Source organism: Micromonospora sp. NPDC048040 (genome assembly GCF_055587185.1).
This window is the reverse complement of the sequence record NZ_JBVJGT010000097.1, coordinates 1-13,255: the sequence shown is the minus strand read 5'-3', so window position 1 is coordinate 13,255 and position 13,255 is coordinate 1. Positions and strand designations below refer to the sequence as shown.

Annotated in this window: 15 protein-coding genes; 6 read left to right on the top strand and 9 right to left on the bottom strand. The window is 69.4% G+C overall.

All coding sequences use genetic code 11. From position 1 onward, the window contains the following. The 4 genes from ACZ6O2_RS35540 to ACZ6O2_RS35525 all read left to right on the top strand — a co-directional run. Positions 1-348: transposase (locus ACZ6O2_RS35540; RefSeq protein WP_466026071.1), on the top strand; the 348-nt coding region annotated here is incomplete at its 5' end. 774 nt (positions 349-1,122) lie between these two features. Further along, positions 1,123-2,121 (top strand): RNA polymerase subunit sigma-70, encoded by a 999-nt coding sequence (locus ACZ6O2_RS35535; protein WP_466026070.1) that lies wholly within the window; start codon positions 1,123-1,125, stop codon positions 2,119-2,121. Positions 2,122-2,126: 5 nt separating this feature from the next. Further along, positions 2,127-2,435: a hypothetical protein gene (locus tag ACZ6O2_RS35530; protein WP_466026069.1), complete on the top strand. Its 309-nt coding sequence runs from the start codon at positions 2,127-2,129 to the stop codon at positions 2,433-2,435. A gap of 97 nt (positions 2,436-2,532) precedes the next feature. Continuing rightward, positions 2,533-2,874, top strand: a complete 342-nt coding sequence (locus ACZ6O2_RS35525; RefSeq protein ID WP_466026068.1) for a DUF6069 family protein — start codon at positions 2,533-2,535, stop codon at positions 2,872-2,874. Between the two features lie 192 nt (positions 2,875-3,066). Here ACZ6O2_RS35525 and ACZ6O2_RS35520 read toward each other — a convergent pair whose 3' ends face one another. Beyond that, positions 3,067-3,993 carry an RNA polymerase sigma-70 factor gene (locus ACZ6O2_RS35520; RefSeq protein ID WP_466026067.1) on the bottom strand — a complete coding sequence of 309 codons (927 nt, stop codon included), beginning with the start codon at positions 3,991-3,993 and terminating at the stop codon, positions 3,067-3,069. 465 nt (positions 3,994-4,458) lie between these two features. On the opposite strand from ACZ6O2_RS35520, the gene ACZ6O2_RS35515 reads away from it, so the two are divergent. Continuing rightward, complete coding sequence (locus tag ACZ6O2_RS35515) at positions 4,459-5,196, top strand: SDR family oxidoreductase (protein WP_466026066.1); 738 nt, start codon at positions 4,459-4,461, stop codon at positions 5,194-5,196. Positions 5,197-5,474: 278 nt separating this feature from the next. On the opposite strand, the gene ACZ6O2_RS35510 is transcribed toward ACZ6O2_RS35515, so the two are convergent. From ACZ6O2_RS35510 to ACZ6O2_RS35480, 7 genes are all read right to left on the bottom strand, one after another. Further along, positions 5,475-7,157, bottom strand: a complete 1,683-nt coding sequence (locus ACZ6O2_RS35510; protein WP_350705254.1) for a LamG-like jellyroll fold domain-containing protein — start codon at positions 7,155-7,157, stop codon at positions 5,475-5,477. A gap of 125 nt (positions 7,158-7,282) precedes the next feature. Further along, complete coding sequence (locus tag ACZ6O2_RS35505; RefSeq protein ID WP_466026065.1) at positions 7,283-7,762, bottom strand: hypothetical protein; 480 nt, start codon at positions 7,760-7,762, stop codon at positions 7,283-7,285. Positions 7,763-8,132: 370 nt separating this feature from the next. Beyond that, positions 8,133-9,086, bottom strand: coding sequence for an aldo/keto reductase (locus tag ACZ6O2_RS35500; protein WP_466026064.1), 954 nt, complete (start codon positions 9,084-9,086; stop codon positions 8,133-8,135). Continuing rightward, positions 8,969-9,316 (bottom strand): nuclear transport factor 2 family protein, encoded by a 348-nt coding sequence (locus tag ACZ6O2_RS35495; RefSeq protein ID WP_466026063.1) that lies wholly within the window; start codon positions 9,314-9,316, stop codon positions 8,969-8,971. Before ACZ6O2_RS35495 ends, ACZ6O2_RS35500 begins: the two co-directional genes overlap by 118 nt. Beyond that, positions 9,313-9,738, bottom strand: coding sequence for a GlcG/HbpS family heme-binding protein (locus ACZ6O2_RS35490; RefSeq protein WP_466026062.1), 426 nt, complete (start codon positions 9,736-9,738; stop codon positions 9,313-9,315). The genes ACZ6O2_RS35495 and ACZ6O2_RS35490 overlap by 4 nt, the downstream gene beginning before the upstream one ends. Positions 9,739-9,779: 41 nt before the next feature. Further along, the gene (locus ACZ6O2_RS35485; protein ID WP_466026061.1) at positions 9,780-10,976 is read right to left on the bottom strand and encodes an MFS transporter; all 1,197 of its coding nucleotides are present in this window, start codon (positions 10,974-10,976) and stop codon (positions 9,780-9,782) included. Between the two features lie 565 nt (positions 10,977-11,541). After that, positions 11,542-12,030 carry a VOC family protein gene (locus ACZ6O2_RS35480; protein WP_466026060.1) on the bottom strand — a complete coding sequence of 163 codons (489 nt, stop codon included), beginning with the start codon at positions 12,028-12,030 and terminating at the stop codon, positions 11,542-11,544. Positions 12,031-12,278: 248 nt separating this feature from the next. Between ACZ6O2_RS35480 and ACZ6O2_RS35475 the strand changes: the two genes are divergently transcribed. Continuing rightward, positions 12,279-12,764 (top strand): MarR family winged helix-turn-helix transcriptional regulator, encoded by a 486-nt coding sequence (locus ACZ6O2_RS35475; RefSeq protein ID WP_466026059.1) that lies wholly within the window; start codon positions 12,279-12,281, stop codon positions 12,762-12,764. Positions 12,765-12,926: 162 nt separating this feature from the next. Here ACZ6O2_RS35475 and ACZ6O2_RS35470 read toward each other — a convergent pair whose 3' ends face one another. Continuing rightward, complete coding sequence (locus ACZ6O2_RS35470; protein ID WP_350705239.1) at positions 12,927-13,094, bottom strand: hypothetical protein; 168 nt, start codon at positions 13,092-13,094, stop codon at positions 12,927-12,929. Positions 13,095-13,255 lie beyond the last annotated feature (161 nt).

Genomic DNA, 13,255 nt, shown 5'->3' with positions numbered 1-13,255 from the left:
ACGATCGAGGCGAAGTTCCCCGCTGCGGCAGAGCACCTCGACGCGGCCCGCGATGACCTCCTCGCGTTCACCGGCTTCCCGCGCGAGATCTGGCGTCAGATCTGGTCGAACAACCCGCAGGAGCGGTTGAACAAGGAGATCCGCCGCCGCACCGACGTCGTCGGCATCTTCCCGAACCGGCCGGCGATCATCCGCCTCGTCGGCGCGGTCCTAGCCGAGCAGACCGACGAATGGACCGAAGGCCGCCGCTACATGGGCCTGGAACTCCTCGCCAAGGCCCGGATGGTCACCATCGAGACCAGCCAACACGACACCGACCAGCCCGACCCCACCCCGATCGCCGCATAACATCAGACTGGATCCCGCGATGGCCGTCTCTTACACCATCCGCGCGGACGTGACCCTCGGCCCTGGCTTGACGGGCTCGCCACCGACCTGGCCAACCAGCACCGGGCGGCAAGGCAGACCTGAAACTCTGGATGGTTGGCGGCCGGTGCGAGGTGGGTGGGGCTCGCTCTGCTGGTTGCTCCGTGGATGCCTGACGTCGAGGGACTGACGCTTGGCAATCACCGTGCACTACCGGGACAAGGGGTGGTCGTCCCGGCCGTCAGGTACGTGGGGTGGTGTACACCGAGATCTCCCGCACGCCAGCCTTGCGGCGGCGGGCCTTGAAGTCCCGATGGAAGTTCCCCGGTCGATCGGCGTGCCGAGGCGGTGGCGGGCCGCGTCCAAGTGGACGGGAAAAGCAGCGGTGAAGCAGCGAGCCCTCCGACGCTGGCTGATAGGAAGCACCAGGGTTCGAATCCCTTCGGGCGCGCATCTCCCCAGGTGAGCCGGGTCTCGGCGCCACGATCAAGGCCATCCTTTCGGTGGACCTCGTGCCGTGCCCGTGCGTCCATGTCCGCCGCGTCGTCGTGAACCAGGCGCCCCCGGCACGAGCGAGGCGGTCGCGCACCCGCGCCCATTCCGGCGGGCCCCGGGTCCTCCTCGCCGTACCGCGCGTCGTGCTCCGCCACCGGATCCGTCACCGGGTCAGCCATGCCGGCCGACCCGAGTGATGAGTTGTCGCGCCCGCACCCGTCACACCTACGACGGAACACGACAAGGCGGAAGGATGACGTGATGAGTGCGGACACGCGGCTGGAGGAGCTGGGCGGAAGCGGTCTGGGCGAGGTCGACGAACCGGCGTTCTCGGGGCTGACGGAGCGGCACCGGCGGGAGCTGCACGTGCACTGCTACCGGATGCTCGGGTCGTTCGAGGACGCCGAGGACACCGTGCAGGAGACCTTCCTCCGTGCCTGGCGGCGGCGGGAGACCTTCGAGGGGCGGTCGACGTTCCGGGCCTGGCTGTACCGGATCGCCACCAACGCCTGCCTGGACCTGCTCGCCAAGTGCCGCCCGGAGCCGGCGACCGGCGGCGAGGTGCTGTGGCTGCAGCCCTACCCGGACCGGCTGCTCGACGAACTGCCCGCGGGCGACGCGGACGAGCCGGAGACGGTTGCCGTCGCGCGGGAGACGATCGAGCTGGCGTACCTGGTCGCGGTCCAGCACCTCGCGCCGCGCCCGCGGGCCGTGCTGATCCTGCGGGACGTGCTCGGCTGGCCGGCGAAGGACGTCGCGGAGCTGCTCGGGGACTCCGTCAACTCCGTGAACAGCGCGTTGCAGCGGGCCCGCGCCGGCATGCGGGAGCATCTGCCTGCCGAGCGGCAGGACTGGACCGGCGGCGAGGAGGACGCCGGGACCCGCGAGCTGGTGCGCCGCTTCACCGACGCCAGCGTCGCCACGGACATCCCGGCGCTCGCCTCAATGCTGCGCGACGACGTCCGGTGCTCGATGCCGCCCACGCCGGGCCTGTACGTCGGCCGCGACGCGGTGGTGAACAACTGGGTCGACGACGGCTTCGAGGGCATGACGGGTCTGCGCGCCGTCCCCACCGCCGTGAACCGGCAGCCCGCCGTCGCCTTCTACCACTGGCGGAAACGGGAGCGCGCGTACCTGCCGCTGACGATCGACGTCCTGCGCGTCACCGGCGGGGCGATCACCGAGATCGTCATCTTCCACGACGACCAGTTCCCGCGGCTCGGGCTGCCGGAGCGCCTGCCGGCGGACGGCACGGAGTAGTCCCGGTGTGGACGCTCGCGCTGCGCGGTGGCGCGCGTGTCGCGGTGGTCTCGGCGGAGTGGTGCGACGCGTTCGCCATCGTCACCCGGGGGCGGGTGCAGCTGGAGTTGCGCGACGGCGAGCCCGGGCCGGTCCTCGGACGCGACGCCGGGTTCTGGCTCCGCGGCACCGGCGTCCGCGCCCTGCGGAACCCCGGCCGTCGCACGGCGAGGGTGCGCATCGTCACCCGCAGGGCCACGGCCGTCACATGCCGGTCAACACACCCCGTACGCCAGTACCGAATGACGGAGGAACGACATGAACAGCAGAAATGACACCAGGGTCGTCGCAGGCCCGGCGTCGGGCCAGACCAGCCACACCCACCGGCTCCGCGGACTCGCCGTCACCGGCTTCATTGCCACGCTCGCAGCAATGGTGGCCATCACCCTCGCCGCTGCGCTCGCCCAGGCCGTTGGCGTCGACTTCGAGGTGCCCGATGGTGGCGAGTCGATCCCGCTGTCCGGGTTCGCCGTGGTGACCGGCTTCTTCTCGATCGTGGGCATCGTCATCGCCGTCGCTCTTCTTCGTTGGAGCGCTCGCCCCACCGAGCGATTCGTGTGGACGGCAGTGGCGCTGACCGCGATCTCGTTGGTCCCGCCCCTCCTTTCCGGGGCAGACACCGCCACCATCACCGCCCTCCTCGGGCTACACCTCGTCCCTGCGGCGGTGATGATCCCCACCCTGACGCGAAGCCTCCGCACCCGGGCCGATTGACGATCCCGCAACATTCGGCTCCTGCACGGCGGCTTGAGCCGGAATCTGACCCGCTCTCGGGTCGACGTCAGGCTCAAGCCGCGCCAGGACGCGCTCGCAGCCGAGCCCTGACACCTACGCCTGCGGGCGGCTGCCACCCGTAGCCGTCGGGGGTAGGAAGCGCTGCTTGTGACGTGGAAGGTTGGAAATGGCTCAGCGGGTCACGGCGGTCTCCCGCTCCATGCGCGACAGCTTTTCCGGATTGCGTACGTGGTAGGCGCCGGTGACGTAGGCGTTCTCCACTCGCACCGCTACCACGCCGTCGATTTCGCCGTTGACTCGGACGAGCAGTCCCGGGCCACCATTGATCTGCACCAGCTCGACCGACCTTTCTGCGTCGCGTTTCCACCAGCCGAGGGCCAGCAAGCGAGCAACGTTGTCAGCCCCCACGATGGGCCGCAGCAGGGCATGCTTGACACCGCCGCCGTCGCTCAGGGCGACGACGTCCGGCGCCAGGATGTCGAGCAGGCTCTGCAGGTCGCCGGTTTCGACCGCTCGTTGGAAAGCCTGGAGCGCGGCTCGGTGCTCGGCAGGGGAGCCGGTGCCGCGGGGCCGGCGCGCGGCGACGTGTGCCCGTGCCCGGCGGGCGATCTGGCGTACCGCGGCCGGAGTCTTGTCAACGGCTTCGGCAATCTCGTCGTAGTCCACATCGAACACCTCGCGCAGCACGAACACCGCCCGCTCGGTCGGCGTGAGCGTCTCCAACACCAGCAGCATCGCCATCGAGACACTGTCGGCCAGTTCGACGTTTTCGGCCACATCCGGCGCGGTCAGCAGCGGCTCGGGCAGCCACGGCCCAACATAGGACTCCTTGCGTCGGCCCAGCGTCCGCAGCCGTTTCAACGCCTGCCTGGTGGCGATCCGGATCAGGAACGCGCGCTGGTCCAGCACCGTGCCGAGGTCGACGCCCACCCACAGCAGCCAGGTCTCCTGCAGGACGTCCTCGGCGTCGACGGCGGAGCCGAGCATCTCGTAGGCGAGAGTGAACAGAAGGTTACGGTGAGCGACGAACGCCTCGGTGGCCGCGTCCATGCGACTGCCACGAGCTGTGGCCGTCGGTTGCTCACTTCGTTCGCTCATCGCTGGTTCCTGCCTGTTCGTTCGCGACCGTGCCATATCCATGCGATCCCGGTCCCCGCCGCTTTGTGACACCGACGACCCGTGGGCCATGTCACATAGGTCCCGCTGTCACAAAAAGCGGGTCGCCGGGATCTCTTGCACGTAACGACGCAACACCACGAGTAAGGAATTCCCAGCATGTCCACACCCACGACGACCAACCTCCGGTCGCGCATGCCCAACCCTCTCCCGTTCGTCCCCGAGATGGCGGAAGTTGGCGCAGGCCTGCAAAGGTCTCAAGAACGGTTCGATTCCCCCGACGACCATCAGCCTGCTACAGCCCCGCGCCGGGCAGATCCTCGGCAGCACGTACTTCACCATCCGGGAGACCAACAACCTCCGCAGGATCGGGGAATCAGAGGAGCGCATCACCGCCGTGGCCACGGCACGAAGCCACCTACTTCACCGAGCATCACCAAGTTCGCGGTGGCAGGAGCGACCGGGCGGCTGGGCCGCCACGTCGTCGACGTCCTGGCTGAGAGAGGACACCAGGTCGTGCCGATGTCCCGAGCCACCGGCGTGGACATCATCACCGGTGAGGGCCTCGCCGAGGCCTTCACCGGGGTCGAGGTCATCATCGACGTCGCCTCGTGGCACTCCTCCGACCAGGAGGCGGCGACGGATTTCTTCCGCACGTCGGCCCGCAATCTGCATGAGGCGGGCCAGAAGGCGGGGGTCGCCCAGATCGCCATGGCGTCCATCATCGGCGTCGACAAGGCCACCGCCGGTTTCGTCGCCGCCAAGAAGGTACACGAGGAACTCCTCCTGTCCGGCCCGCTCCCCGTCCGCATCCTGCGGGCCGCACAGTTCCACGAGTTCGTCGGTCAGCTCCTTGACTGGCAGCGGAGCGACGTCGCCTACATCCCGGCCCTGCCCACCCAGCTCGTGACCTGCCGCACCGTGGCCGAGACACTGGTCGACCTTGCCCTCGACCCCGACGCACCCGCCCCAGGAAGACCTATCCCCGAGGTTGCCGGACCCCGCAAGGAGACCATGTCGGAGGCGGCCCAACTCCTCGGCGCCCGCCGAGGCATCAAGGTCGTCGGCGTCGACGGCTCCGGCATGCCCGATGCCGAGATCGCCGCCAACGGCGGGTTCCTGCCCAGCCCGCACGCCAAGCTCGCCGGCCCCACCTTCCAGGAGTGGCTCGACACCCGACCCTGACCCCGGCCGGAGCCGGCCGAACACCACCGATCAACCAGCACATCACAAACGACAGTACTTCCCCAAAGGACCTACCTGTCCGCCCACGACCCCGAGTACCTGGCCACCGTCGCCCACCAACTCAACCGCCGCCCACGCAAACGCTCGGCTGGGAAACCCCAGCCGAGCGCCTGCATAAACTCCTCGCGTCCTGATCAACAGACCACGTGTTGCGACGACCCCTAGATGCCGCCAGGGCAGGAAGGGCCTCTTGTTGACGCCCGTCAGGCGGCCTGCGGTCAGGCGCGCATGAACTGGCCGACCGGCAGCGGCCGGTCCACGATCCGGATGTCGCCGAGCCAGCCGTAGAAGCCCTGCTCCACGACGCGGTCGTAGTGGTACGCCCCCACCAGCCACGGCTCGTTGCTGCTGGCCAGCCCGGTCGCCGGGGTGGAGGGGTTGCGCAGCAGCTTCGCGCCGTCCACGTACATCGTCGTGGTCCGGCCGTCGTTGACGACGGCGACGTGGAACCACTCTCCGGCGCGCATCTCGTGGCCCCAGTTGGTCGAGATGCCCTCCTGGTTGAGCGGGAAGACCGCCCACTGCAGAGCCATGCCGTCGGAGAGGCTGAGTGTGGCGAGCGGCTCGGCGGGATCGCCGCCGGACTTGCCCGCGTCCCGACCGCTTCCCATCCTGGACAGCACGCTCATCCAGGCGTGCTTCGTGGCCCGTACGTCCGTCGGTAGTTTGACGAACGCCTCGATGGTGTAGCCGGACCGGAAGGTCAGGGCGTTGATCGGTGCGCCGTCGGCGGTGCGCAGGTATGCCCCCCGTGCTGGTTGCTTCCCCCCGTTGAGGAAGAGGCTGGCGTGCGCGGGCTGGTCGGGGTGGTGCTCGTTGCTGCTGCGCAGCGCCGACGCGTCGCTGCCCGGGAGGGTGACCCGGGTCAGGTGGTTGCCGCGGCCGGACAGGTCGGGGATCGGTGCGCCGTCGGGAACGGGAGTCCCGTCGGGGCTGCCCAGGTCGAAACGCCAGTAGGCGACGGTGCCGGGGACGACCATCTGGCTGGCCGGCCTCGCTGTCCGGGGCGGGACCGGCGCGAAGCCGGCGAACCGCTCGGCGAAGTCGATTGCCACGCTGAACCGGTTGGTCGAATCGGTCAGCTCCACCTCCTGCTGCTCCAGGGCGTTACGCCGGGTCGGGTCCTTGTCGAGGATCCACGGCGATAGGGTTTCGACATCGATGGTGTTGCGCGCCAGGTCGAAGTGGTAGAGGCGCGCCATGGCGCCGCCGCCGTAGTAGCGGTCCTGGTAGTTGCTGATGTGCACGTGGACGTCGTGCCCGGCGGCGTTGCGCAGCATCGTGCGGCCCGATGGCCAGAAGTGGCCGTTCAGGGTCAGGAAGATCTGGTCGTGTTCCTTGATCAGCGAATCCCACAGCCGCTGGCCGTGTCCGGACAGCCGTGCTTCGCCCGTGCCATCGGCGTATGCGAGGTCGTGGGTGGTGAGGATGGCGGGCAGTCGCGGGTGCGTGCGGAGCACCTCCCGGGCCCAGGCGAGCGTGCCCGCCGATGGGCGCCAGTCGAGGGCGAGCAGCAACCACTCCCGACCGCCGGCGGTGAAGACGTGGAAGGTGTTGTAGCCGTCCGGTGTGGCGCCCCGGAAGGTGGACATCTTGCGGAACCGGGCGGGTCCGAACACATCCAGGTAAGGGCTGGCACCGCGCTGGTCGTCGGTGCGGGAGTCGATGTCGTGGTTTCCGGCCAGCACGCTGTACGGCATCCGGTGCCGGTCGAGGATTTCGAACACCTCGCCCGCCTGGGCCAGTTCCGCGGCAGCGGCGTTCTCCACCACGTCGCCGAGGTGTGCGGTGAAGACGATGTTCTCTTCGGCGCGTGCCGTCACCAGGTACCGGAACGTCGCCCCGAGTGGGGCCGGGTCGCCCCGGTCGGCGTCGAACAGGTACTGCGTGTCGGGGATCACCGCGAGGGTGAACCGGGGTGCGTACGGATCGGGCCGTCCGCCCGACCCCGGCGTCCCGGCATCGGCCGCGTGTGCGCCGGCTGGGGGCAGGGCCGCCCCCACGGCCGCGCTGGCTCCCAGCAATCCTATGCCCTGCAGAAGGTGGCGCCGGGTGGGGCTGTTCGGCATGTCTCGTGCTCCTCGTTCTTCATCTTGGATGCAGAGACATTGCGAGTGAGCAGCGAGAACAAAGATCGTTTGGCGAGGTAACCCGGTTTGAACAGGGGATGAAACCTCTTGCCATGCAGCGTCAGGTGGTGCTCGTTGACCACGCCGGAGAGTCGTCGTCGGCGCCGTACGGGCATGTTTATGGGGATGACGACGGCCGGGTAATGGTTGGGTGGTCGCTGCTGTCGTCCTTGAAGTGGTCGGTGGTTGTCGAAGTGGTCCACGTACTCACCGACTACGGCCAGCGCGTGCCCCTCGTTGTAGATGAGCAGGTGGTAGGTGCACTCCTCGCCGAGGCTGCGGCCCAGCGCTCGATGAAGCAGTTCGCCCGCGGGGCGCAGGGCGGAGTCTTGATTGCCGTCATGCCTTCGGCGACGAAGACCGGCCAGTGGCGGCACGCTCTTGAAGTGCCACCCCGAGGGCGGCAAGGGGTATGCGAGCCAGTGCCGACCGGCGCCCTGACGCTACGGGCTGCAGACCCGTGCATCTGCCTCCAGTAGACAAGTCAGGGATTTGCTCGGCTCGAAGTAGCGTTGCCCTCCCGGCTCGACAACCCAGGTGGATCGAGCATCGGAGGACGCGCTGCGGCGTCGGGGTCGAGTCGTCGGGACAGCCCGCTGTCGGGGTCGGTGGTTACTTCCGGGGGCGGGAGACGGCGCTCCGTTCCGGGCGGTCTGCCCGGAACGGAGCGGAAGCGATGGGCCATACGGGCCGAGCGTACGGCCCGGGAGCCTTACCGGTGACGGCGTACCGGCTCGGACGCGTGGCTCAGTTGAGCTCGTCCGGGTGTGGGCCGGTGCGCAGTCCGCGGTCGGTGGCGGCGATCGAGGCCATCTCCTCGTCGGTGAGATGGAAGTCGAACACGTCGAGGTTCTGGCGGATGCGGGACGGGGTGACCGACTTGGGGATGACGATGTTGCCCAGCTGCAGGTGCCAGCGCAGCACCACCTGGGCCGGGGACTTGCCGGTCCGCGTGGCGATCGCGGTGATCGCCGGGTCGTCCAGGACGGCGCCCTGGGCGAGCGGGCTCCACGCCTCGGTGGCGATGCCGTGCTGGGCGTGGAAGGCGCGCAGGTCGGCCTGCTGCAGGCCGGGGTGCAGCTCGATCTGGTTGACCGCCGGGGTGAGCGCGCTGCCGTCCAGCAGCCGCTGGAGGTGGGCGGGCTGGAAGTTGGAGACGCCAGCGGCGCGGATGCGCCCCTCGGCGGCGAGGCGTTCGAGGGCGCGCCAGGAGTCCAGGTAGAGGTCGCGGGCGGGGGTGGGCCAGTGGATCAGGTAGAGGTCCACGTAGTCGAGGCCGAGCTTGGCGAGGCTTGCGTCGAAGGCGCGCAGGGTGGCGTCGTAGCCGTGGTCGGCGTTCCACAGCTTGGTGGTGACGAACAGCTCCTCGCGCGGCAGCCCGGAGGCGGCCAGGGCCCGGCCGACGCCGGCCTCGTTCCCGTAGATCGCGGCGGTGTCGATGGAGCGGTAGCCGGCCTGAATCGCGGCGGTGACGGCGGCGGCGGTCTGGTCGTCGGGGACCTGGAAGACGCCAAAGCCGAGCTGGGGATCTCGACGCCGTTGTTCAGCGTCACGGTGGGGATGGTCATGGGTGGTTCGGTTCCTTACGCGTCGCGGTCGGTGAGGGTGTAGCGGACGGTCTGGGCGCTGATGAGGCCGCCGCGGAAGACGAAGGTGTCGGTGCCGTCGGCGACCCCGTGGGTATCGGTGGTGGCACTCCACTGCAGGAACAGCACCTCGCCCGCGAACTGCGGGGTCAGCTGCCAGGCGGCGTCTGGGAGGTCGGCCAGCAGCCGGCCGATGGCCTGCCGCACCCCGTCGTGCCCGTGAAACGACCCTTCGGGGGTGATCAGGACGGCGTCCTCGGTGTAGTTCCCGGCGATCAGGTCGAGGTCCCCGGTGCCGAGGCGGCTGCTGTGGTCGGCGAAGACCTCCTGCGGGGTGCGGGTCATCGGGTGAGTTCCTCTCGTGCGGTGGTGGCGAAGGCGTGGTCCTGCTCGGGGGCGCCGCCGCCGACGCCGATCGCGCCGATCAGGCGGCCGTCGCGTTGCACGGGGATGCCGCCGGCGATGAACAGCAGCGGCCGGTCGAGCGCGGTCGCCAAGGAGTGGAACGGCCCGTCGGGCTTGACGAGGTCGACCAGGTCGGCGGTCGGCGCGTTGAGCTGGAGGGCGGTGTAGGCCTTGCGGGTGCTGGTCTCGCCGGAGATCAGCACGGCGCGGTCGTCGCGGTGGAAGGCGAGCAGGTGCCCGCCCGCGTCGAGAACGGTGACGCTGACCGGGACCCCGGCCGCCTCGGCGGCGGCGCGGGCAGCCGTGATCAGGGTATCGGCGTCGGCGGTGGTCAGCGGAGTGACGGCGGCGGTGGCGTTCATGATGCGTCTCCTGAGGTGAGGCGGTGTGGAGGAACGGGAGGTCAGCGGTGGACGAGGGTGGGAGCGGGGACGGCGGCCGCGGCCTCACGCGCGGGGGTGCGGCGCTCCAGGGCGGCGGACCAGAAGGCGAGGACCAGCGCGGCGGCGGCGAGGACGGCACCGACCCAGTTCGGAGCGGTGTAGCCGAGGCCGGCGGCGATGACGAGACCGCCCAGCCACGCGGCGAGCGCGTTGCCCAGGTTGAAGGCGCCGATGTTGACCGCCGAGGCCAGCGTCGGCGCGCCGTGGGCCTGGTCGAGGACACGCTTCTGCAGCGGCGGCACGGTGGCGAAGCCGAGCGCCCCGACGAGCAGGATGGCGATCGCGGCGAGGATCTTGTTGTGCGCGAACACGGTGAACAGCGCGAGCACCACGGCGAGCCCGCCGAGGGTGGTGTACAGCATCGGCATCAGCTTGCGGTCGGCGTAGCGGCCGCCGAGCAGGTTGCCGACGAACATGCCAACGCCGAAGAGCATGAGCAACCAGGTGACCGCGCCGTCGGAGTAGCCGGCGACGTGGGTCATCATCGGCGCGACGTAGGTGATCGCGGCGAAGACACCGCCGAAGCCGAGCACCGTCATCGCCATCGCGAGCAGTACCTGCGGATTACGGAACGCGATCAGCTCCCCGCGTAGGCGCGCGCCCTCGGGCCGGGGCATGGCGGGCACGAGCCTGGCGATGCCGAGCAGGCCGACCACGCCGAGCGCGGCGACGACGGCGAACGTGGTACGCCAGCCCACTGCCTGCCCGATGAACGTGCCCAGCGGCACGCCGACGATGTTCGCGATGGTCAGGCCGGTGAACATGGTCGCGATTGCACCCGCCTTCTTGTCGGGGGCGACCAGGTCGGCGGCGACCACCGAGCCGATGCCGAAGAACGCGCCGTGGGCTAGTGAGGCCACGATGCGGCCGGTGAGCATCACGCCGAAGCTCGGCGCCAGCGCGGAGAGCAGATTGCCGACCACGAACAGGCCCATCAGCAGGATCAGCATCGTCTTGCGGCTGATCCTGGTGCCGAGCACCGTCATCAGCGGGGCGCCGATGACAACGCCGATCGCGTAGCCAGTGACCAGCAGGCCGGCGGTGGGGATGGACACACCGTAGTCACCGGCGACCTCGGGCAGCAGACCCATGATCACGAACTCGGTGGTACCGATCCCGAAGGCCCCGATGGCCAGAGCGAGAAGTGCGAGAGGCATGGCGCCACCTTCCGTGCGGTTGCTAGTGCGCCTTACATGCGCCAACAATAGTTGCACACGCGCCTAAATGCAAGGGCGGGCATTCCTCCTGAGCCTTGGATTCCGGTGGCGCTCGGGACTCAGCGGCGCGCAGGTGCCGCCCGTTGCTCCGGCCCCGGCGAGATGCGGCCCGGGTCGCACCCGAGCCGCATCGGCGGGACGGCGTGTGGGATGCGGTCCGCGTCGCAGCGGCCGCCCACTCCTCGCCGACACCGGGCACCCTCATGGCTGACCTGCGGCAGGTGCCGAACGCCCCGCGGGGCACCGCCTCGAAGTGGTGCGTCGCCGTCGATGCCGCCGCGACGAGCACCCGGTCGCCCCTGGCGACCCGTGGGCGCTGGCGGCGCCGGAGTTCGCGAACAAGGATGCTCGGCCGGGCGGACCGAAGAACCGGAACGCCGGGAGCGTGACCGCCCACGCGAAAGGCGGGGCCGGAACGCGATCGGCCCGGCCTCGCCTGCCGTCGGCGCCCCGGACGGGTGACGGCCGACGCCGCCGGGCGGGCCGGCGGCAAGGCCCTGGACCGCTAGCTGGCGAAGCCGCCCTTGGGCTGGATGATCTCCAGGTTCGTGCCGTCCGGGTCGTTGAAGTAGGCGACCCTGGTGCCGAGCGCCGCGTCAGGGGTGACCTCGCCCGCGATGAACGTGTAGTCGTCGCCGAGGAAGTCGTAGCCGGCCTTCTTCATCCGCTGGTACACGGCGTCGAAGTCGTCGACCCTGAGGCACAGATGCATGGAGCCGGGGCGGTTCGCCTTGCCGTTCGTGCGTTCGCCGACCGGTTCCTGGAACTGGATGAGGTCGATGCCGAGGCCGTCCAGGTTGATCGTGGCGTACCGCAGCTTCGCGGCAGACAGCCCCTGCGCCTTGCCGAACGGCACGCTGCTCATGGTCCCCTCCGCGACGGGCTCCCGCCCGGTGAGAGCCGTGTAGAACGCGATCGAGGCGTCCAGGTCCGAGACCGAGATCCCGACATGGGCGGCCCGGGTGAGGTTCATCGGAGTGGTGGAAACGGTCATGATGCAGCCCTTCTCTGTGCGCCCTGCCACCTCGGCGAAACGCTCGCCGGTACAGGGCGGCTCCATGAGGAACCAGACGGGAACGATTCGGCGGTCGGGCGGCGGAGCGCGCACCATCGCCGACGGTCCGCCCGACCCCGCACCGGCCGCCCCAGAGATGCTTGCAAAAGCCTTATGCAGGCTCTGGCTGATATTTTCAGAAGGGCGTATCCTGGACTTCAGTCGCATCCGGAAGGAGACCCGGACCCATGACCGCCACGGATCCCGCGCTGACCGCCCTCGCCAACGGATGGGCAGCCCTCTACCTCCTGTACGGCAGGATCGAGGCGCACATCGAGCGCGCCCTGCAGTCCGAGCACGACCTGAGCGTGCGGGAGTACTCGCTGCTCGACGTGCTCAGCCGCCAGCACGACGGCGAAGGCGGCCATCTGCAGATGAAGCAGGTTGCCGACGCGGTGGTGCTCAGCCAGAGCGCCACCACCCGCCTGGTCACCCGCCTGGAGGACCGTGGCCTGCTCTCCCGCTACCTGTGCCCGACCGACCGCCGCGGCATCTACACCGATGTCAGCGACGCGGGCCTGAAGCTCCTGCAAGAGGCCCGGCCGACCAACGACACCGCCCTCAGAGAGGCGCTCGACGAAGCCGCCAAGAACCCCGAGCTGGCTCCCCTGGTCGCGGCAGTGGAAGCGATGAACCAGACGCCTCGGCACCCCGATCCGCTTCCGGCACGGTGAGAAGGAGCGGTCTCCTGGCCTTCGGGCTGAGGAAGGGAGAGATGCGGGCCGTTGATCTGGTGACGCGGACCCTCGACCCTCTTCGTGCTCCGGTGCCATGAAGCCAAGGTTAACGGCGATTACGGTGGGTCACTTGCAGAAGTGAACAGATGCAATGTGCGACTACGTCGACCGGCTCTGAGAGGACGCCAAGGCCCACAGCGACCGCGGCAGCGAGTACGCCTCGGCCGACTTCGCCCCGGCCTGCGCCCGATGGAAGGTGCGCCAGTCGATGGGGCGGGTCGGGTCGTGCTTCGACAACGCCGTCGCCGAGGCCACCTTCTCCACCATCAAGGTCGAATACGTACACCGTCGTCATTTCCGTACCCGCACCGAGGCCCGACTGAAGATCGCGACCTAGTGCCGCATCAGGCAACGTTCGCCTTGATGACTACCTGACGTAGGCGTTCGTCGGCGGCGTGCTTGTTCCGCCAGATGATGTAGCGGCGGAT